This is a genomic window from Shewanella sp. POL2 (assembly GCF_000282755.1).
Classification (GTDB): domain Bacteria; phylum Pseudomonadota; class Gammaproteobacteria; order Enterobacterales; family Shewanellaceae; genus Shewanella; species Shewanella xiamenensis.
Window position 1 is genome coordinate 1 of record NZ_AKZL01000032.1, and the last position, 20,158, is coordinate 20,158.

The following is a 20,158-nucleotide window of genomic DNA, read 5'->3' on the forward strand; positions in this document are numbered from 1 at the left end:
GGGCGAGGATTTTCCGCTACAAAATTAACGGGCTCAGTCGGCATAATGCGATAAAGATTAAAGCCATAGTGCATAACACCAGTAAGGCTCGTGGCTTTATCACCCACACGCACAGTGTTCGATGCGCTTAAACCTGGCGCAGGGAAAATCACCGGATCAGGGTTCTGCGCCGTTAAGCCATCGTCGAGTAAAATACTGTCTTTGAGATTGGCCGCCGTGACGGCTAAAGCATCGGCACCTGGCGCAGCGACTTGTGTCCCAATAAAGTGACGGCTGCTACCGAGTGAAATTTCACCATAGCGGCCCAAATTGTAGACTTCGTTCACGACCAAATCTTGGCTAAAGCGTACGCGCATGCCTTCAAAGGGTTCAAAGTCATCGCTCGAATTCACAGGCAAGGTCACCACGGCGGCTGTCGGTAAGGTTTGTCCTGCTGCACAAAGTTTATGATCGGCAACGGTAGTCAGTTCCGTTAAGCCTTGATATTCAGTGACTTTAGCCTTTAAGCGTACACGGTCGCCCGCCACGTAACCCGTAGGCGCATTACCGGTATAAACAAACACCCCTTCCGAGGTTTGTGGATCGTTATCGGCTTCGTTGTCGGCCATTTGCACGAAGATGCCCTTTAGGCCAGCTTCTTGATTACTCACCACTATGGCTTCAACCACTAAGGTTTGTCCGTTTAACGGACTGACATTGGTCGAACCTTGCAGAGCATGAATAGGCGTTGAGGCTTCACCACAGGCTAATGAACTCGGTGGCGGCTCAACAGGATCGGTAGGTGTGCCTGCACTGAACTTACCCAAATCCGAGATATCGTCTTTGGCAAAACCTAACCATGTATTAAAGGTGACAGCATCATCAATAATAGGATCGGCGATTAACTGATCGGGATTGCGGCGTAGCGTGTTGTCCTGGGTCGATAAATCGCCACTGCCCCACTCACTGCCAGGATCGACGCCCACTTGGCCTAAGCTATCAATCACTTGGTCTTGATAGGTCAACACAATGGCATCGTCACCATTGAAAAAACTCGCGCTGCTTTGTTGATTCGTCACCGCCAGAATATCGGCCGATGCGTCGTTATCAGCGACAACATAAGTTGCCCCTGCCGCTAAGGTGCCATTCAGGGTGATAGTCGTGCCCACATTTGTGCTGCCATTAAAATAGAAGCGCAATTGATACTGGCTTAAGTCGATGCTGTTGGCGGTTGGGTTGTACAGCTCAATGGCTTTGTTATTGCCGCTGCCTTCAACATATTCAGAAATAATTAGATTATCGGCAGCATGAGCAACGCCACAGATGCTACTGATGGCTAACGCCAACAGCGTTTTGTTATTAAACATAATGACCCCTAAAAGTATCTTTTATATTGATATTTGAGTTTATGATTGACCATTTTACGAAGCATTCAGCTTCGAAAACTGACGATACTATAGGGAATCAAGGTTACAAATTAGTTGCACTTAAGTTGCAACTTAAGATGGATATTTAGGCGACGATTTAGCGGATTGTACTAGGAAAAATAGCGAAGATGGCGAGCCTAACTCACCATCTTGTTAACATCCATTACGGTTTCCCGTTATAGCGGTTGCAGCTGCTCATCAAGCAGCGTCACCAACAACAACTCTCCCCGTTCGCTGACTCTGAACTCGCCGTATTTGGCTTGGCTGAAGTGGTCAGCTTGGCCCTCTTCAAAGAAAAAACTATTTGAGGCCAGCTTTACCCTATGATTGCGCAGGCGAAAATCTACGGTGAGTTGATCGGCGGCTTTGGGCTGGTCACGGTAAATACCGACAAAGTGCGCCACTTTTTGCGAATCGAGAGTCAACAGTAGTTGCCCCTGCGTCATCCCCTCAGGCAACGCGGCGCGTACCTCCTGTGCAATGGCATATTCCAAGGCCATATAATCCCCCTGCATAATCGAGCGAGGATCCACTGGCGCTAAGGCAAAACGCACCACTTTGCCATCTTGCAATAACTGCTCAAACTGGGCGATTCGCCAATTCACCATCGTCAGCAAGGCCACCACAGTAACAACAACCAATAATAGGACTCTTCGGTGGCTGTTCGCTAAATACAACATCGCCGTCCCCATTACACATGCTCCTCTAACTCTGCTTGTGTGTCTGAGATAGGAAAGTAACGCCACATCACTAATCTCGCGGCAAGCAGTAACAATCCTAATCCCATCAAATACAGCGACTTAAGCATCAGCGTTGTCTCTAATGAATAATAATAACCACCAGCAAAAACCAACCCTGAAACAATACCCATTCCCTTCAACCAAGACTCATTTGCATAGTGCCCCAACAAGATGAGCCACACAGCTGTCGATAAACCCTGCATGGGTAAAGACAGTGCAGTAATCAGCACTAGGCCTAAAAACGCAAACAACCCACTGGGGGCGGTGAGTGAGATTTGCCATTGGTTAAACAGACTAACGAGTAGGAAACCACAAAGAGTAAATACTACGAGTAAATGACTAACTGCCATTCCCGACTGCCAACCGGATATAAATAACGCCTCGAAGATCCTATCCATACTGAAGACATGTATTAGTTGAATGGAGAGCAAAAGTGAAGCAGCACCATAGACCAACATCCTCGCCCTCTGATAGTGATATCCTGTGCGATGGATATTTAATAGCACCACACTCAGTAACGACACCAGCAAAGTCGGTGTTAAGTTGAGTAAATGCCACTCAGCCAACAGCCCCGTCAAACAGGCTAATAAACAGAATGCAAATACCCATTGAGCAATCTTGTGTTTTATCATGCCCCAAAGCAACAGAAACAAAGCGGCCATACTCAGATACCAAGCAAGATTAAAGGTATCGCCGAGCAAATCAAACAGTCCCCAAGCAAGGGCAAGCGTACCGCTTAAACATGAGGCAAAGGCAAATTGCTGTAAAAAGTGCTGTTGGCGCCCGCCCCAATACACGGCGAGTCCTAAGCCTAAATAGATACAACCGATAAACAGAGCGGCTTCCCCTTCGAATCGCCCCCACACACTATCGAAAAGTGACGCCATAAAGCCCAATAAAAACCAGGCGGCAATCCAAGCTGCAAAGGCTTGCATCAACGCAATATACCAAGGTATTTCATGGGATTGGGGCAGTTCTGGTGCGTTCACTTCGCCCTTTGCATACAAACTATTCCAAAGCGTTTGCGCCGCTGAAGCACCAGGATCTTGAGTCGAATCAGTGAGGGGGTTATTCATGACTCAGCTCCTCTCCTACGAGGGATATTGGCGTCATTTCGGCGCTAAATTGCCGTTGTAATCGTATTAACACAGTACTCAAGCCGGTACTTGCCAAAATAATATAAAGCCCAATCAATAAAAAGCCGCCTATAGGATCGCTATTCTTAAACAGCAGTTCGGTTAATAGCGCAGCACCCACAGCAATCAAACTAAAACCGCCCAAAGCCAACGGATAAATCTGTAATAATCTGTGCCTGAACCACCAGAATCCCAATAACAAATGAATAAAGTAACCAGCCCACACACCTACAAGTAGTGGCTTAGAATCACTGGGTTCAAAAATCATCCAACAGAGCAATAAGGTAAAACAGCCCATGGCCATAAGTGAACTCGCATACTGCATAAGTGGTGCATGCCAGCGATTGCTCTGGCTTTTTCCCATAAAAACAAAAACATAATAGATAGTCAGATTAATAGCCGCAAAGACAAATAACCAAATCTGTTCATCCAAAAGGTAGGATGCGGTATCAGCAAAGAGTCCAAGGCTTAAATTAACTAACCCGAGTAATAACAACCATAAGCCATCAAAACCTGCCACCCAAGCTAAGGGGATAATGGCTAATGCCCACAACGCAAATAGCTGCCAAGGATCCGCTCCCGTTTGATAGGTCTGGCCCACCAAGGCTAAAAGTCCACCAATTAACATACTCACCACTAACAGTGCCACGTTTGCAAGCGTGGCACCAAAAAGATGATGGGCATCAACTTGCCTCAATATGCTGCGGTAATACAGCCAAACAAAGCACACAAGGCTAATCAATAGCGCGGCTTCAATCAGGGCAAATTTGCTTATTCTGTCTAGGGACTGCCAATTGTAAGCAAAAAAGAAAATAATCCCCGTCACTAGGCTTAACGCCCCCGCCCACTGAAGCAAAAGGGATAATAAGCGCTGCCAACTGAGAGAGTTGGGCGACACCAAAACGCTGCGAAACAACTCATTTGCCTGCGCCCGAGTAATATGTCCTTGCTCCAGCCACTCATAAACTTGAGAAGTAAGATTGCGCAATATGAAACTTCCTTATTTTTGATACTGACTCACACAAAATACGCATTTAACCAACTTAAGTGCAATAATTAATTGTATTAACTTGTCTCTGTTAAAGATAAGCTTAAGACTTCACGATAAACAGGATAACTTATGCGACTAGCTGTATTACTGAATTTACTATTAGGCCTAGTGTTGAATTTATTCAGTGTTGCAACTGCAGGTCCCCTTTCTCCCGCTCAGACAAAACCCGTTATTCGTGTTGGGGGCTATCAATTTGCTCCCTATGTCAATTTACAGAGCGATGGCCGTTATACAGGCTTAACGCTTGATCTCATCAACGCCCTCAACCAAATTCAGCAAGAAATCAGCTTTGAGTTTGTCTCCACCAGCATAGAGCATAGATATAAAGCCTATGCAGCTGGAAGATTCGATATGATCATGTTTGAAAATCCACGCTGGGGGTGGGAAAAACTTAATACAGCATTTATCCCCCTACATATCCATGATGGCGAAGTCTTTATCGCCTTGAAAGAAAAAGTAAAAGATCCTCAGTTTTTTGCTCTGTTCAAAGAGCGAACGCTAGCATTAGTTAAAGGCTACCACTATCGCTTTGCCAACTTCGAAACCGATCCTGCAGTACTTGAAAAAAACTACAAGGTCGTTTTTGTAAACAGCAATAAAGCATCCATTGAAACCGTGCTTCGAAAGCGCGCAGAAATTGCCCCAGTGACAATTTCCTACCTCAATTTTTACCTCGCTTCAAATCCGCAAGATCAACAACTCTATGTATCAAATCAATGGGATCAACATTATTATCATGGCGTGTTAATCAATCCACATTCGAAACTACACCCAGATAAACTCAACCTTTGGTTACAGCAATTGCAGCAAAATGGCAAACTCACAGAGCTCGTGCGCCAATATGGATTAGAGCTCGCCAGCGAACACAATAGCGCAGGACAAATCACACACTAAGATGTATTGACAGCAATTTAGTGAGCACTATGGTGCCTAAAAGACAATATTAAATCTCAAACCCTCAGTGCGAACTCGATATTGATAAAACGGATTAGTGCAATGCTCCCAACAACGCAAATAATGATACCAACAACAGGCTCAATGCCATGATATATAAACTAAACCTCTTGTCGGGTTGACCAAGTTTGGCGATATGACAATGCCAAATAGCAAAAATACCGTAATTTAAACCGATAAATAGTAATAAACTGTAGGCATAGATACGAGGAACGACACCTAGCGCGCAAGCAAATAAGCTGAGGCTCGTTGTGATGAAAAAGCCCATCTGGCAATAGAATAAACTAAGTAACACTTGCTTATTTAATTGAGCAATATTAGCTCCCTGAAGCATGGCTATAATCTGTAATCTTCCTTGCGATAGGTAATAAATACAAATCATCAAGCTCAATAACGCCGCCACCAATATAGTTAACTGCATAATATTTCCCCTCCTCTGATGCTCTTCAAGAATTGAGAATAGTGCATCTGATTGCATTAACTGTAAGACCAGCTTAAGCCTAGTTACATTTCGTAATGGGTATGAGATGGATTTAAATCGAGTCGCAGGAATATTATTGAGAGACAAAAATAAAGGAGCCTTATGGCTCCTTTATCATTGATAATATGGCATAAATCAGTGATGACAATGTTCATCATGAACGTGATCATCGTCCATAAACTCATCATCGCCGTCTTGGTGTTGCATCACACCCCAACCATCGGTCATGCCGCCAAACTCGGCCGCAAAATCATTGAGAATGGTTTCTTGCTCAACCAAGTCATCGTAGTCTGGCACCATGTTGATGCATACGATGATTTCCCACTTGCCTAGCTCATCATTCAAATTCAGCTCAACTTCACCTTCGAGATCCGAATTGGCTAATTCTTCAAGTGCAGTTTCAGCATCACGCTGATCATCAAAAACTAAAAAGAAATCAACATCGAGGGCTTTAGTAAGGTCAATTCCGGCTTCAGCCATTGCGGCCAGCATTTTGCCATTATCGTCGTCTGGAAATTGCATATCCTACTCCACAGTATCAGGCTTATTCAGCCGCAATGATTTGAACCGATTCACCGTTAAAACTGACAATATCACCCGCAACGACTTTTTTACGTTTGCGGGTTTCTACTTCGCCATTGACGGTAACCAAACCTTCATCAATAACATGCTTCGCTTCGCCACCGGCATTCGACATACCTTGTACCTTTAATACTTTGTACAATTCAATAAAATCTTCGCCGGGATGCAAAACTAACTGATTAATTTGCGTCACTTAAATACGCCTCAAAAAATAAACCTGCGGCATTATAGCAGCATGTCCATTGCGATGCAGATAATTTAACTTATCTTTGCCTTTCATCGGCGAGCAGGCCATAGGCGCATTCATCTAGCCACTCATCGCCTATCTTAAAATGCTGCCTAAATACGCCTTCGAGTTGAAAACCACATTTTTCCATCACTCGTGCCGAACCTATATTGTCTTTGGCGCAGTATCCGACGAATTTATGTATTGATAAGCTCAAACAGGCCCAATCGATGACAGCTTGCAAACTCTCAGTGGCATAGCCTTTGCCTTGTCCCGCGTGCGCCAGCAAATAACCGACCTCAGCACGTTGTTCCTCCACACTTTGGCAATGAAGACCGGTTAAACCGATAAACTCACTGGTATCCAGAGTTTCGATCGTCAGCGTAAGCCAATCGCCAGAGGTATAATCCCAAATGACCTCACGCCGCTCAAACTTTTGCCGGATAACCTCGGGAGCCTCAGGAATACGCACATAGCGATTGATGTCAGGATCTTGGTGTAATGCCAAGAAGTGTGGCCAATCCTGCTCTTGTAAACAGCGAAGTATTAATCTGTCGGTATAGAGTTCAAGCATAGCGGCTCCCCAATGGATGGACGAACTAAAAAAAATGGCAGCTAAACGCTGCCATTGCCTCGGCAAGAAGACGATTAACCGCGGCTGGTGACTTCGAGTAAGTGGTAACCAAACTGGGTTTTAACTGGACCTTGAACCACGTTTAATGGCGCACTAAATACCACTTCATCAAACTCACGCACCATCATGCCTGGGCCGAATGAACCTAATTCACCACCTTGAGCGCCCGATGGGCATGAAGAATGAGCGCGCGCGATTTGCGCAAAATCAGCACCGTCGAGGATCTGTTGTTTAAGTGCTTGGCACTGCTCTTCACTGCTGACTAACAAATGTCTTGCTGTAGCCTGAACCATGATAAAACTCCCTGAATAATGCTGAGACATTTGCCCCAAATATCATATGGTTCCCGTTTTTATGACTGAAAACGAGATGTGAATGTTGAGTATAAAAACATTATGTTTAATTAAAAAGCCTTAAACCGCACCGTTATCAATTTTGTTATCGATAACGGTGCTGCATAAATCGACTCCGTGTTAAGCCTTAGTCGCCGCTATCCAGCGATCAATTTTCTGTTCCATCACCGCCATAGGTAGTGAGCCAGAAGTCAGAATCTGATCATGGAAAGCCTTAAGATCAAACTTATCACCTAGGGCTTTTTCAGCACGCTCACGTAGGGCAAGAATTTTTAGTTGACCCACTTTATAAGACAATGCTTGGCCAGGAATTGCCATATAACGTTCAACCTCGGCAATAATATCCGACTCGGCCATGGGCGAATTGTCCTTCATGTATTGAATCGCTTGTTCGCGACTCCAGCCTTTGGCATGTAATCCCGTATCCACCACCAAACGCATCGCACGCAGCATTTCGTCTGAAAGCTTACCAAAGTACTGATAAGGGTCGCTAAAGAGCCCCATTTCGATGCCTAAGTATTCAGCATACAGCGCCCAGCCCTCTTCAAACGCGGTATAACCGCTGAAGCGTTGAAACTCAGGTACACCCGTTAACTCTTGCTTAATAGCGATTTGGAAATGGTGACCAGGCGCCGCTTCATGCAGTGACAGTGTCGTCATGCCCCATTTCGGCTGAGCTTTCAAGTTGTAGGTGTTGATATAAAACACCCCTGGACGGCTCCCATCTACAGCTGGTGATTCATAGGATGCGCCCGCAGCCGATTGCTCTCTAAAGCTTTCAACCGGTTTAACCACATAGTCGGCCTTTGGCATTACATTAAAATACTGTGGCAATACTTGGTTAATCTTATCTTTCAACACCATATAACCATCGATTAAGCCTTGGCGATCGCCATAGAAGTATTGTGGCTCAGACGATAAAGAGGCAAAAAAGGCTTTTAAGTCACCTTTAAAACCCACTTGCTCACGGACTTTGTCCATCTCAGAAAGGATTCGTGCGACCTCATTCAGACCAATTTGATGAATTTCATCCACTGGCATGGTTGTGGTGGTATGAGAATTGGCTAAATGCTGATACCAAGCTTTACCATTTGGTAGACCAGACCAACCATCCGTTGCACGGGACTTAGGCAAATAAGTCTGCTTAAAGTAATCGCGCAGCCCTGCTAATGCAGGCACTAAACGCTCATTAATCATCGCCTGATAACTTGCTGTTAGCTCAGCTTTGTCTTGATCTGAAAAACCTTCTGGGAAGTGATTAATCGGTGAATAGAAAATACTTTGGCTGGCATCGGTCGTCAGCATAGCATCTAGCTGTGGAATAATACGCTCAACCAGCACTCGAGGAAGTACAACCTTACTTGCAATCCCCTCATCCATACGCTGTTGAGCAAGCTGGATCCACTGAATAAAACCATTCACACGCTGTTCCCAATTGCGGTAATCTTGAACGGTATTAAAAGGCTGAGCACTTTCACCACTTCCTAGCTGCACCATAGTTATAACAGTACTGTAAAACTGGCTGATAGGCATAAAGCGTGACGGGTAGGTTTCATCGACTAACGCTATTTCACGATCATAAACAAACAACGAATAACTTAATTGCAGATCTGCTGGTAATAGCTCAACATCAATAGCCTTAACTTGTGCTAGATAGCGGGTATTTAGATCGTGTCGAGCCTTAAGATACTCTTCAGTTAAATCACCACCAAACTGCGCATTGTAGTCGTTAACACCCACAAAAGTGGCGTAAATAGGCTCGAGCTTCAAGTAGTCTTTAAAATAGCCATCGACGAGTGCAACATAACGCGACTCAGCCGTTTGGTTTTCTGCTTGAGTCGCTGGGGTCTGCGTTGCCCCTTCCTGTGTAACAACTGTTGTTTCAGGCTTTGAGCATCCCTGTAGGGTTAGCACTAAGGCTATCGTTCCCGCAACTACATTTAATTTCATTTTTTATATTTCTCCTTTTACGTCCGAGATAGCCAGACTCTTCCTATACTTACTGAAAAGTCTACTTACGGGATTATTCTATGATCTACTCATTTCGTAACTCAGGTTTTAGAGATCCAGAAACAGGGGTTTACAACCAAACTTATTTCATGGAAGTCTTTAACCGAGAATGGCATAGGCATATACGAGAACAGCAAAGCTTGGCGCTATTGTATCTGTGCCCTCACATTCATGAAACCGTTAAACAACCGCATTTACTCGAATTTTTTACTAAACAAGTACAAGAAGCACTACTAAGAGCAACAGATTTAATTGCTAGATTAGACCACAATCATTTTGCCTTAGGATTATTCAATATTGATGAAGCAGGTACCGAAGTTGTTCTTAATCGCATAGCAGATCATATTCAAGAATTTAATCAAGAGTTTGGCAAAACTCATAAGCTAAAAATTGACTACAAACTCGCAGCTTGCCTTTGCTTACCGACTCAAGAACAAAAAATTGAATCTATATTCAATAATGTTTCCAAACTTTCACAAGAGCTTGAACGTAAACAACAGCAATCCCAGGCATTAGTAAAGCTTCAATAAACAAAAAGCCCCTTTCGGGGCTTTTTAGATCTACCTAGCAAATTAGATGAATTACAGTTCGACGTTATGCATACGAGCTTTCTCTTTGATGTAAGAGATATAGCTGTTTGCACTCTTCTCTGTCTTCTTATCTTTCGCAGCTAATACAGCGCGATTATAAGCAGACTTATACTGTTTCAAACTAAGATGAGCTAAAGCCAGCTCGAAGTTTGCTTCACCGGGATGTTCAATACCTAAAGAGATTGCTTTTTCAAGCACTGGAATCGCTTCATTATATTTCTCACCCAAGCTCAGTAAACGACCTTGCTTCAGATATAGCTTACCATCATTGCTGATTGCAGCAGCTTTACCATAAAAGTCAGCGGCTTCTTTAAACTCTTTCGCATTTTGGTAAAAACCAGCCAAAATCTCATAAGATTTAGCATCTTGTGTGATTAAGCCCGACTTCATATGCTTCTCAAAAACTTTCGCTGCTTGGTATGGCGCACCCTTCTGAGCCATCAGCTGAGCTAAACGAGTAATGTTAGCTCCAGTTTCTAAGAAACCATTACGATATGCCAAGTCATAAGTCGCTAGCGCTTTATCATAGTCTTCAACCATTAGATAAAATTGTGCGAGCTGAACCCATAATCTGCCGTCATCCGGAAATAACGGTACCATGACTTCTAACACACCAACGGCTTTCTTATATTGCTTCTGGTTAAAGTAAGACGTTAACTTCATCTGATACAGACCTTTATCAGGTGACTCAGCAAGTGAAAGGCCTTTATCAGCCACTTCAATTACTTTATCCCACTGCTTAAGTTCTGTATATGCAATACCAATGCGACGGTACATCTGAGAATCAGTCTTACAGGTGAAATCCATCCATTTGTAATAGTATGGAATCGCTTCCTTAAACTTTTTCTCTTGTAACAACAAATCAGCATAAAGGCGCAATGTTGCAGCATGATCGGTACCACCTAAAATATCAGCTTCAACAGCTTGTTTTAGGTACTTGATCGCAGTATCCATCTTGCCTTTTTCGGCATAGAAGTTACCGAGCATACGCGCGACATAGGCTTTATCGAAATCATTCTTTGGGTTTGCTTCTAACAGAATGGCAATCGCTTCGTCAACTTGACCATTCGTATAAGCTTCAAAGGACTTCTGCACCTTTTTCGCAGCACTCTCACCTACCGCTTTAGATTGACGTTTATCAACTTCACACTTTTCAGCTGCAATAGCAGAAGAAACTGATAACGCACCACCACAAAGGGAAAGTAATAACGCAACTGCGATTTTATTAGCATTACGCATTATTAATTGCCTCCTTTGTCTAAAGTGAAGTCAAGTTGTACTGTCATACCAGGTTGTTTAAGTGGCTTACCATCAACAATCTTTGGTTTGTACTTCCACTTTTTCAGTGCTCGTATTGCTTCTTTATCAAATAAACGTTTAGGTTCTGCTTGAATAACTTCAACGTCATCAACACCACCTAACTCATTAATTGTAAAGCGTAATTGCACCCAACCTTCTTTACCATCACGAGCGGCTGCGATTGGATATTGTGGCTCAATACGTACGATAGGTGTTGCATCGCCGTCACGAGTCATCATATTACCCAATTTAAAACCACCGGCACTGTGACCACCAGCTTCAACGCCTCCCATATTGAACGACATAGACGTATCAATATTTGATGAAGTATCTGGTGGCGCAGTTTGAGGTTTCTCAGGCTGTGCTGGTGGTGGTGGCGGTTTAGGCACTACCCTTGGCTTATTCTGTGCTTTTGCATCCTGTCTATCCATGGTGATTTCAATTACAGGGGTCTCGGCCGATGTTTCAGCGCGCTGCGCCCCACCACCGACCAAGAACGCCATAAAAGCGAACAGACCAAAAGTCACAGCAGCACCAATAATGATTGATACTAGTGCTCTTAGCATATTAATCGTTCCCCGCAGATACCGAAATCTTATCTATACCAGCCGCTTTGACTTGGTCTAGAACTTTAACAACTAAGCCGTGCATTGCGTCTTTATCAGCCTGAATAAGCACTGCTGCTTCAGGCGCTTCAGCTAACATACGCTCAACGTTTGCTGTTACACGTTCGATATCAACCTGACGGTTTTCCATCATGATAACGCCAGTTTTGCTGACGCCAATGAAGATGTTAGCCGAAGGCTTTGAAGTCGCTTGTGATGCTTTTGGTTTGTTATAATCCAAACCAGATGGCTTCACGAATGACGTTGTTACAATGAAGAAGATCAGCATGATGAACACGATGTCGAGCATCGGTGTCATATCAATTTGCGCTTCCTCGTCTACACTGGAATGCTTTTTACGTGCCATGTTCAATCTCTCTCTAGTGGTGCGGCATGCTGTCTTTTAGCTTTTCTAAGCTGATTTTCATTTTCACATCAAGGCGAGTACTGAAGAATACTCCCGATAGTGCCGCAACCATTCCCGCCATAGTGGGCATGGTTGCCATTGAAATACCAGCCGCCATTAAACGAGCATTACTCGTCCCCTGAACTGCCATCACATCGAACACTGAAATCATACCGGTAACGGTACCTAATAAACCTATCATAGGACAAATCGCTACTAAGGTTTTAATCATCAGCATACGTGCATTCAAATCTTGCTTCGCTTGGGACAGCCAAGCTTCACGGATACGGTGTGCATACCAAGAGGTAGTTTCCTCTCTAGCATCCCATGCAGCTATGATTGCTTTATGTTGCTTTGGTGATATCCAATTTAGATACCAGTAACGTTCAAGCATCAATACCCACATTAAGAACAGCACAAACGCAACTAACCAGAGGACGTTGCCTCCGGAGGCCATGAAGCCCCTGACGGAATCCCATATGTCCATCAGGTGAATCATCATTAGTTAGCCCTCTTCTCAGCATGTGCTGCGATGATACCCGCACTTTGCTCTTCCAAAATTTGGGTGATTGATTTACTACGTGCAACTAAAAGTGCATGCAATAACATCAGAGGTAGAGCCGCAACCAGACCTTGAACCGTTGTTACCAGCGCCATTGAGATACCGCCAGCCATCAGTTTTGGATCGCCAGTACCGAACAATTGAATACTTTGGAAAGTTGCAATCATACCGGTTACTGTACCTAGCAGACCTAACATAGGACCGATAGCAGCAATCACTTTTAGAATTGGAATACGCGCTTCTAATGCTGGGGTTTCTTTCAGAATGGCTTCATCCAATTTCAACTCCAACGTTTCAACATCAACGTCTTTGTTTTCATGGTAAACCTTCAAGATACGGCCAAGAGCGTTATTACCTGGTTTATCAACATTCTTCGCTTGATTTTTAACTTTTGCACCAATAGCAGCCAGAACAATAAAACGCTCTGCAGCAATTAATAAGCCAAGTGCAAGTAATACCAGAATGATATAACCAATTGTGCCACCAGACTCTAAACGATCTTCCATACTCGCTTTGTTTGTAAAGATATTTAACAAAACACCACGAGCGGGGTCAATGTAGAATGGTGCAGTACCTGAAGTAGTTTGTTCCCATTTACCAACAGCACTGACTTGATAACCTTCTGGCTGTTGTGATAACTCTTGAACTAAACCTAATTCAGGATTGTAAACAACATATTTGCCATCAGCAGTTAGGTTATAAGTACCAATACGGTGAATAGTGGTATTTTTTACACTACCATCAATCGCAGTAACAGACGCATTAAATTTAACAACCTTACCAGATTGCACCATTTCGAATAACTGTTCTTGCCAGAATTGCTCTAACTCTTCAATTTTTGGTAATTGCTTACGCGCACCTAAATCAGCAACAAATTTGTCACGATTAGGAAATTGAGCACTGACGTTTGAACTCGCTAATTTACCAGCGAAATCGCCTGCTTCACCTTTAACCACACCGAACATCTCACCCAAGTCACCTTGAGCAGTTTTCAGATCTTCTTCTAACTGGGCGATTTTGCGCTCATTATCTAAGAAGGCTTGGTTTAAATCTTTACCGCGTTGTTTTTCAGCCGCCAAAGCGTCTTTTTCACGCTTCAATAAAGCCGCTTTATCGCCACGCTCAGCTTGGAACTCTTGCTCACGCTTGCTGTTAACTTTGCCTTCAGCAGCGCGATCAACTTTAACTTGCTGCAATAATTGGTCGATGGTCTTAGGTGCATCAGCAGCGCTAGCCATACCAGCAGTTAAAGAAAAACTTGCAGCTAATACAGCTGTAGTAATTAACTTCTTCATTATTGTGCAGTCTCCGCAGCAGGAATTGGTAATGCAAATAGATCTAGAGCGCCTTGTTTACGGGCAATGCGGATACCTTTAGTCAGTTCACGCAGATAGCTGTCATCTAACTTATCCCAACCCTTAGTTTCTGGGTTGTACATCCAGCCAGTCTTTTGATCTAAGCTTTGTGCATACAGAGCAACACGACCCAAGTTAAAGAAGTCTACTAACACTTCTTTACCGTCTAAGGTCAATTTACCTTGGTTAACTGCAACAGCACTACCATACTCACGCTCGATGCTGTACGCATCCAGGATCAAACGGTATTTTTCAGCTAAAGTCACTTCTGCTGTGTTTAAAAGTGTTTTTAACTCTTTAACACGGTTAGCACGGACTTCAGAGTTGAATGGCAAGTCTAATTGAACGAATTGTTCTAAAGACTCAACCATTTTAAACATTAAAGGCACAACGCCCTGACGTAGTTTATCTACGCCATTAATGTCATTTTGAACTGCGTCCATTGTTTTTTGTTGATCAGCAACCAAGCTGGCAACGTAATCGTTATAGGACTTCAGTGACTCACGCTCATCAGCAACTGAACCATACTCAAAAAGCATGTCTTGTGCTTGATCGAAATACTTATCAACGTTCTTTTGCGACGCAGCAGCATCAGCATGGATCATACTATCCGCTTTCTGCACGTCGGTAAGAGGATCTGCAACTACTAAGTTGCTGCTAGCTAATGCCAGCACGCCAACAAGTGCAGTAGCGATTTTTGTTCTATTGCTTACCTTGGACATAGTTCCCAACCAATTTGAAGTGAATAAAAAAGTTAACTTACCAGCAACATCACTTTAAGCAAGACTTACTTTAGGAAATGCTTACCGTAAGCTCATCTTTCTCTTGTGATTCTTAGTTTTTGCTTCCCTTTCCTATGCCCTTGCAGGCATAGACCCGCTGGCATCATTTCACAAAATGTTGACCTGTGTCAACATTCAGAACATGTAAAAACGAGTGTAAAGAAGTCTTAGTTATGAATTTTTTTACGGAAGATGTTTTTTTGAGCAAAGACAAAAATTTGGTTGATAAGAGAGCCGTGAATTCGTCATTAACATCTGTTAATGCAATAAGATGTGTCAGAAGCCGCCCAACCTATTCAAGCTAAATTTCAACACATTGATTGTCAGAGTGAGAATCATAGATAACGGAAAAAGCTGTACATATTCAACTAGCAACTGCAAAGGATCTTTCGTAATAAAAAAGCCGAACACTTTGCAGTGTTCGGCTCTGATACAACTAAGTTGATTTATGATTAGAACTTGGTGGTCGCACGTAAATAAATAAAGCGATCCATATTCACATCATACTCTGTAACAGAGAAGTTGTTTGTAGAAATGGCTTCGTTATTAGTTGGGCCTTCAGCTTGTGGCTTCTTAGCAAACAAGTTGTTAATACCTAGAGACACCTTAGTATTGTAAGCATCAATGTTATAACCGACAGAGACGTTATGAACCATATAGGCTTCCATTGTTTCTCTATAACCAGCATCCTTAAGACCTTGATAATATTCCTTATCTTCTGGAGAATCGGTTAAATCAGTGTAATAATCGTTATTTAATGGACCTACAAAACGTACTTTCCAATGTGCATCCCAATCACCCATTGCCCAATCAACCATTAAGTTTGACTTGAACTCAGGGAACCCACCATCACCAGTCTGAACACCGACGCGGTCAGTTCCATCAAATTCGTTTTTCATTACATATGCTACATCTAAAGATGCTTTAAATGAGCCAAACGACGTTTCAGGGAAACGATACGCTGTAAAGAAGTCAATACCTTCTACATTGTATTCACCAGAATTCTGTAGGAAATTACGTAAGTCAACGATATTGCCTAAGCTATCACGATCGATATAGTTACAAGATTCAGGTTTAGTGCCCCTTGCGCACTCTCTAGCAATATCAACATGACCATAACGGGCAATTGCATCTTCAACTTTGATTTTATAGTAGTCTAAAGTAACTTCAGCGCCTTCTAACCAAGATGGGTTATAAACCGCACCATATGTGAACGACTCAGAAGTTTCTGGTTTAAGATCGGGCGATGAAACTTGCGAAATACGAATTTGAGTATTGGATTGTCGATAACCATCAGGCACACCAGCACATCCGGGCAATGTAGAAATATTAAGCACGTTACCTTTAGCATCTCTTGTATTACAAGGATCTGTCCAAGTTGGGAATGAATCTGCATTACCCGCATACAAATCAGAGATAGAAGGAGCACGGTAGCCTTGAGCCCAGGTACCACGTAGCAACAGATCATCCATTGGGCGGAATTCTGCACCTACTTTGCCGGTGGTATTGTTACCATAAGCATCGTGGTCAGAAACCCGCACAGCTGGAGTAATTAACAGACTTTCTAATACAGGAATCGCTAACTCAACATAAGCTTCATCCAAACGGAAGCCACCTGAAGTTGCATCGCGTTGGTTACCTGAAGACTCACCAGTTACAGTTAATGGATCTGGCGTATCAAAACCAGATTCTTCTCGGCGCTCAAGACCTAAAGCTAAACCAACAGCACCAGCTGGTAAATCAAATAGATCACCAGAGATGTTAAAGGTATAATCTTTCATCGTTAAACCTGAACGGCTAACACTGTCGAAAGTAATATAATCAACCATATCCTGGGTTATAGTACCTGGTCCACCAAACAGGTTTAGTGCTACGCAGCCATTGCTTGCATTACAGTTATCGCCTAATGCTTGATTAATACGAGTTAAATTAAGTAGACCAGTGGTTAATACATCTTGGTTATTTTGACCGTAGATGTAGCTTGCACTCCATGTCCAGTTATCATCAATATTACCTTCTAAACCAAGCATCGCACGGTACGTAGTATCGTTTTGATTATATTGGCGAGAACCCGCCTCAATCATACGACGTTGTAAAGAATAAGGTACGTACCCCAAAGGTTTACCATTAGCAACAGCGCGAGCACTACTTCCGTAGAGTGTTTCACCGAATGGGTTATAGATGTTATTGGCACCAATATCCACACGACTCGCAGCCTCTCCCCATGAGGCACCTAATGTCACTGGCATAGGGGCTAATTCTTGCGATGACTTACGGTTGGTCATCATAAAGTCAGAAACAACTCTTAAATTGTCCGAAATATCATAAAAACCTTGCACATAGAAAGAATTACGGTTCTGTGGTGTAGACAAATAGTTATCAGGTGCATAGTTATACACATCAGCACCAGTACGAGGACGGAATTGGTCCGGTCCAACATTAGTTCCTGTCCCTTCCTTCACCATAAGATTGTAAATACCAGTGTCAGGATTTGGTGTTGCAAGTGCGGCTAATGCATCTTGGTTTGCTTGATTTAGTTGCGAACCTACGATTTGCAGACGCGTATTATCGGCAGTAGAACTGTAACCAGTATCCGAAATATCACGGTCTCCAGCCCAAATCGGTTGCTGAGTCACATGACTCATATTGAACAATAGCCCGCCTTTTTCAGAAACTGAACCTGCTGTAAAGTCAGCGGTGTATTGGCGACCATCGTCATATTTAGCGTTTTGTCCACCATAGACAGAAACTTCAACACCTTCAAAGTTTTTGCGAGTAATGATGTTAACTACACCAGCAATAGCATCTGAACCGTAAACGGCTGAAGCACCATCTTTTAATACTTCAATACGCTCAATTGATGATGTAGGAATGGTATTTAAGTCTACGGTTGAACCTAAAGAAGATATCCAGCGCTTACCATTAACTAATACTAAGAGACGTTGTGCGCCAAGGTTACGCAGGTCCATGTTAGTAGAACCATCACCACCGTTGTTAAAAGCGGTGTTTAATGCTGAACCAGCAGCTGGAATCGTTTGCAGGATATCACCAATACTGATCATCCCAGTAGCTTCAAGCTCATCTCTATTCATCACAAGAACAGGACTTGCCGCTTCCATATCAGTACGCTTGATACGTGAACCAGTAACTTCAATACGTTCTACTTTTTTATCAGCACCAGCTTCATCAGCAGCCATTACTAATGGCACGTTTAGCGCGGTTGCTGCCACACCACCAATCAATGCAAAACGCACAGATTTGGCTAATAAGTTATTCTTATGCATTGTCTATCTCCCTGGACATATTATGTCTTTATTATAATCCGCTTATTTAATAAGCGGTTTCAAACAAAAGTACGTCGAAAACACGTCGCACTCGGCAGAAACAATAAAATCACATATAAAACCTTTAATCAACAAAAAAAAACAAATAAAACCAGCTGATGACAATATGCTCATTTTGAAAGCGAGATTCGTATGCTTTGAAATCTAAAAGCAAAAAACGCCAGTCATTACTGACTGGCGTTTTTGTTAAACTAAAGCCGTTTAAGGCGATGTTATGATTTTAAAGAGTGTAGCGAATACCAATAGCGATGCCATCATCTTCTGACAATGACATTCTGGCTTCTTGGGCTTGATCTGCGCTGGTGAAGTCGCTGTAGTCTTTACGTGCTTCAACATAAAGAACTGTGCTTGGGTCCCAAACAAAGTGTAAGCCTACAACTACAAACTGGCGCTTAAACACATCGTTAGGATCGGCGTTAAAGTTTGGTTGGATAACATAGTCTTTACCAGCGTCCAGAATGTTATAGGAAACGAATGGGCGTAAACCATTGTCAAACTTATATGAAACTAAAGTTTCAACGCCATAGGCATCTTTAATCAAGCGACCAATGTTATCGGTATCATGGTTCTCTTCTTTGTGAACGTTGGCGGCAACATATAAACCATTTTTGTCGAAGTCACCCCAAGTAGCGCCCACGCCATAGATTAAATCAACAGCCGTTTTTTGATCACCATTACCGTAGGCAATATCAAACTCACCGCGGTTTACACCCGCCATCAGACTAAGTTTATCTGTGGCTTTGTAAGTGACAGAACCACCATAGGTGTAATCATAGGTAACCTGTTGTGCTTCTTTTTTACCTGCATTCCATTCTGCTTCACAGGCTTCTTCTGTGATATTTTCAATATCACAGGTGTAAAAGCTATTGTTTTTTAACTGAGATTGTACCGCAAAACTGAAGTCACCTAATGAGTTGCGGTATTGTACCGTTTTATCGCCACGACCTACGCCATTTACTGCGCCATCGTCTTTATTAAAGGTGTACACACCGGCAGCGTTTCCGTCCCATACAAAACCGTAGTTGGTGTTATAAACCACGTCATACCAAGCACCCCATTGTTTACCAATAGTGATCGTGCCGTATTTATCGTGACTGATACCAGCGTAACCTAACCGATTGTAAAAAAACTCATCCTGAACGGATTCAAAGCGGTTGTTATAGACAATATCACTGTTGCCAACGGGGTTAACGCCCCATTCCAACTTAGCAAACGCATTCCAGCCATGGGTTAACTCACGGCTGAAACCAAAATTAATTCGAGAAGCACCATTTACAACCTCAGTTTCACCTTGAGTGTTGATTACACGCGCATCAATAAACCCCCCTATCTCGACTGCATTTTTGTCATCTTTGTAGATTTCGATTGCAGATACAGTTGGCGCAAGAAAGAGTGCTGCTAACGCAGTGGCGACTATCGTTTTGTTCATTTGGTGCTTAACCTTTTTCGTTTATGTTTTATCAACGTCATTCCGTTGTTATATTTCCTTACAATTTCCCACTGAGAGTAGCAAATTTTCAATAAACACTCCAAGGGAAACCTAAGCATTCTGTAGATAAATATCACAAAAACTGACTGATTAACCGCTGTAAAACAGGTTAAAACACTATAAATACCCGTTAAGAAAACACAAATAAAACAA

Annotated in this window: 20 protein-coding genes; 2 read left to right on the forward strand and 18 right to left on the reverse strand. The window is 43.0% G+C overall.

Translation table 11 applies throughout. The features are described from left to right. The 4 genes from SHEWPOL2_RS10450 to SHEWPOL2_RS10465 form a co-directional block, all read right to left on the reverse strand. Positions 1–1,346 (reverse strand): lamin tail domain-containing protein (locus SHEWPOL2_RS10450; protein ID WP_037428111.1); only part of this gene is annotated, 1,346 nt, incomplete at its 3' end. A 236-nt stretch (positions 1,347–1,582) separates the two neighbouring features. Beyond that, the gene (locus SHEWPOL2_RS10455) at positions 1,583–2,098 is read right to left on the reverse strand and encodes a GDYXXLXY domain-containing protein (RefSeq protein ID WP_037417311.1); all 516 of its coding nucleotides are present in this window, start codon (positions 2,096–2,098) and stop codon (positions 1,583–1,585) included. Continuing rightward, positions 2,098–3,222, reverse strand: coding sequence for a DUF4401 domain-containing protein (locus SHEWPOL2_RS10460; protein ID WP_037428113.1), 1,125 nt, complete (start codon positions 3,220–3,222; stop codon positions 2,098–2,100). Before SHEWPOL2_RS10460 ends, SHEWPOL2_RS10455 begins: the two co-directional genes overlap by 1 nt. Further along, positions 3,215–4,270 (reverse strand): DUF2157 domain-containing protein, encoded by a 1,056-nt coding sequence (locus SHEWPOL2_RS10465; protein WP_037428115.1) that lies wholly within the window; start codon positions 4,268–4,270, stop codon positions 3,215–3,217. The genes SHEWPOL2_RS10460 and SHEWPOL2_RS10465 overlap by 8 nt, the downstream gene beginning before the upstream one ends. Positions 4,271–4,402: 132 nt before the next feature. Between SHEWPOL2_RS10465 and SHEWPOL2_RS10470 the strand changes: the two genes are divergently transcribed. Next, a complete protein-coding gene (locus SHEWPOL2_RS10470) occupies positions 4,403–5,227 on the forward strand; it encodes a transporter substrate-binding domain-containing protein (RefSeq protein WP_037428116.1) in 825 nt (274 codons plus the stop codon). Between the two features lie 94 nt (positions 5,228–5,321). Here the strand turns inward: SHEWPOL2_RS10470 and SHEWPOL2_RS10475 are convergent, their stop codons facing one another. The 6 genes from SHEWPOL2_RS10475 to SHEWPOL2_RS10500 form a co-directional block, all read right to left on the reverse strand. Next, positions 5,322–5,708: a hypothetical protein gene (locus SHEWPOL2_RS10475; RefSeq protein WP_037428119.1), complete on the reverse strand. Its 387-nt coding sequence runs from the start codon at positions 5,706–5,708 to the stop codon at positions 5,322–5,324. 195 nt (positions 5,709–5,903) lie between these two features. Then, positions 5,904–6,290, reverse strand: coding sequence for a ribonuclease E inhibitor RraB (locus SHEWPOL2_RS10480; protein WP_037417296.1), 387 nt, complete (start codon positions 6,288–6,290; stop codon positions 5,904–5,906). A 22-nt stretch (positions 6,291–6,312) separates the two neighbouring features. Beyond that, complete coding sequence (locus SHEWPOL2_RS10485) at positions 6,313–6,543, reverse strand: RNA-binding S4 domain-containing protein (RefSeq protein ID WP_037417290.1); 231 nt, start codon at positions 6,541–6,543, stop codon at positions 6,313–6,315. 70 nt (positions 6,544–6,613) lie between these two features. Further along, positions 6,614–7,150, reverse strand: a complete 537-nt coding sequence (locus SHEWPOL2_RS10490; RefSeq protein WP_037428121.1) for a GNAT family protein — start codon at positions 7,148–7,150, stop codon at positions 6,614–6,616. 74 nt (positions 7,151–7,224) lie between these two features. Continuing rightward, on the reverse strand, positions 7,225–7,503 hold the full coding sequence (locus tag SHEWPOL2_RS10495; protein ID WP_011623210.1) for a peptidylprolyl isomerase: 279 nt from the start codon (positions 7,501–7,503) through the stop codon (positions 7,225–7,227). Positions 7,504–7,683: 180 nt separating this feature from the next. Beyond that, complete coding sequence (locus tag SHEWPOL2_RS10500) at positions 7,684–9,513, reverse strand: DUF885 domain-containing protein (RefSeq protein ID WP_037428123.1); 1,830 nt, start codon at positions 9,511–9,513, stop codon at positions 7,684–7,686. Between the two features lie 80 nt (positions 9,514–9,593). On the opposite strand from SHEWPOL2_RS10500, the gene SHEWPOL2_RS10505 reads away from it, so the two are divergent. Then, on the forward strand, positions 9,594–10,103 hold the full coding sequence (locus SHEWPOL2_RS10505; RefSeq protein WP_037428125.1) for a diguanylate cyclase: 510 nt from the start codon (positions 9,594–9,596) through the stop codon (positions 10,101–10,103). Between the two features lie 51 nt (positions 10,104–10,154). Here the strand turns inward: SHEWPOL2_RS10505 and SHEWPOL2_RS10510 are convergent, their stop codons facing one another. The 8 genes from SHEWPOL2_RS10510 to SHEWPOL2_RS10545 form a co-directional block, all read right to left on the reverse strand. Beyond that, complete coding sequence (locus SHEWPOL2_RS10510; protein WP_037428127.1) at positions 10,155–11,402, reverse strand: tetratricopeptide repeat protein; 1,248 nt, start codon at positions 11,400–11,402, stop codon at positions 10,155–10,157. Positions 11,403–11,404: 2 nt separating this feature from the next. After that, a complete protein-coding gene (locus tag SHEWPOL2_RS10515; RefSeq protein WP_037417276.1) occupies positions 11,405–12,028 on the reverse strand; it encodes an energy transducer TonB in 624 nt (207 codons plus the stop codon). Between the two features lies 1 nt (position 12,029). Next, on the reverse strand, positions 12,030–12,434 hold the full coding sequence (locus SHEWPOL2_RS10520; protein ID WP_037428129.1) for a biopolymer transporter ExbD: 405 nt from the start codon (positions 12,432–12,434) through the stop codon (positions 12,030–12,032). 13 nt (positions 12,435–12,447) lie between these two features. Next, positions 12,448–12,975, reverse strand: coding sequence for a MotA/TolQ/ExbB proton channel family protein (locus tag SHEWPOL2_RS10525; protein ID WP_080612365.1), 528 nt, complete (start codon positions 12,973–12,975; stop codon positions 12,448–12,450). After that, positions 12,975–14,330 (reverse strand): MotA/TolQ/ExbB proton channel family protein, encoded by a 1,356-nt coding sequence (locus SHEWPOL2_RS10530; protein WP_037428132.1) that lies wholly within the window; start codon positions 14,328–14,330, stop codon positions 12,975–12,977. Before SHEWPOL2_RS10530 ends, SHEWPOL2_RS10525 begins: the two co-directional genes overlap by 1 nt. After that, complete coding sequence (locus tag SHEWPOL2_RS10535) at positions 14,330–15,112, reverse strand: DUF3450 domain-containing protein (protein WP_037417266.1); 783 nt, start codon at positions 15,110–15,112, stop codon at positions 14,330–14,332. The genes SHEWPOL2_RS10530 and SHEWPOL2_RS10535 overlap by 1 nt, the downstream gene beginning before the upstream one ends. 512 nt (positions 15,113–15,624) lie before the next feature. Continuing rightward, a complete protein-coding gene (locus tag SHEWPOL2_RS10540; protein WP_037428134.1) occupies positions 15,625–18,456 on the reverse strand; it encodes a TonB-dependent receptor in 2,832 nt (943 codons plus the stop codon). A 280-nt stretch (positions 18,457–18,736) separates the two neighbouring features. Then, positions 18,737–19,945 (reverse strand): porin, encoded by a 1,209-nt coding sequence (locus SHEWPOL2_RS10545; RefSeq protein WP_037428136.1) that lies wholly within the window; start codon positions 19,943–19,945, stop codon positions 18,737–18,739. Positions 19,946–20,158 lie beyond the last annotated feature (213 nt).

Bases quoted from the DNA above. Each gene is read 5' to 3' on its own strand.
- SHEWPOL2_RS10500 (WP_037428123.1), bottom strand. From the start codon at position 9,513: ATGAAATTAAATGTAGTTGCGGGAACGATAGCCTTAGTGCTAACCCTA.
- SHEWPOL2_RS10490 (WP_037428121.1), bottom strand. From the start codon at position 7,150: ATGCTTGAACTCTATACCGACAGATTAATACTTCGCTGTTTACAAGAG.
- SHEWPOL2_RS10495 (WP_011623210.1), bottom strand. From the start codon at position 7,503: ATGGTTCAGGCTACAGCAAGACATTTGTTAGTCAGCAGTGAAGAGCAG.
- SHEWPOL2_RS10530 (WP_037428132.1), bottom strand. From the start codon at position 14,330: ATGAAGAAGTTAATTACTACAGCTGTATTAGCTGCAAGTTTTTCTTTA.
- SHEWPOL2_RS10525 (WP_080612365.1), bottom strand. From the start codon at position 12,975: ATGATGATTCACCTGATGGACATATGGGATTCCGTCAGGGGCTTCATG.
- SHEWPOL2_RS10460 (WP_037428113.1), bottom strand. From the start codon at position 3,222: ATGAATAACCCCCTCACTGATTCGACTCAAGATCCTGGTGCTTCAGCG.
- SHEWPOL2_RS10535 (WP_037417266.1), bottom strand. From the start codon at position 15,112: ATGTCCAAGGTAAGCAATAGAACAAAAATCGCTACTGCACTTGTTGGC.
- SHEWPOL2_RS10520 (WP_037428129.1), bottom strand. From the start codon at position 12,434: ATGGCACGTAAAAAGCATTCCAGTGTAGACGAGGAAGCGCAAATTGAT.
- SHEWPOL2_RS10545 (WP_037428136.1), bottom strand. From the start codon at position 19,945: ATGAACAAAACGATAGTCGCCACTGCGTTAGCAGCACTCTTTCTTGCG.
- SHEWPOL2_RS10475 (WP_037428119.1), bottom strand. From the start codon at position 5,708: ATGCAGTTAACTATATTGGTGGCGGCGTTATTGAGCTTGATGATTTGT.
- SHEWPOL2_RS10510 (WP_037428127.1), bottom strand. From the start codon at position 11,402: ATGCGTAATGCTAATAAAATCGCAGTTGCGTTATTACTTTCCCTTTGT.
- SHEWPOL2_RS10515 (WP_037417276.1), bottom strand. From the start codon at position 12,028: ATGCTAAGAGCACTAGTATCAATCATTATTGGTGCTGCTGTGACTTTT.
- SHEWPOL2_RS10505 (WP_037428125.1), top strand. From the start codon at position 9,594: ATGATCTACTCATTTCGTAACTCAGGTTTTAGAGATCCAGAAACAGGG.
- SHEWPOL2_RS10455 (WP_037417311.1), bottom strand. From the start codon at position 2,098: ATGGGGACGGCGATGTTGTATTTAGCGAACAGCCACCGAAGAGTCCTA.
- SHEWPOL2_RS10540 (WP_037428134.1), bottom strand. From the start codon at position 18,456: ATGCATAAGAATAACTTATTAGCCAAATCTGTGCGTTTTGCATTGATT.
- SHEWPOL2_RS10480 (WP_037417296.1), bottom strand. From the start codon at position 6,290: ATGCAATTTCCAGACGACGATAATGGCAAAATGCTGGCCGCAATGGCT.
- SHEWPOL2_RS10470 (WP_037428116.1), top strand. From the start codon at position 4,403: ATGCGACTAGCTGTATTACTGAATTTACTATTAGGCCTAGTGTTGAAT.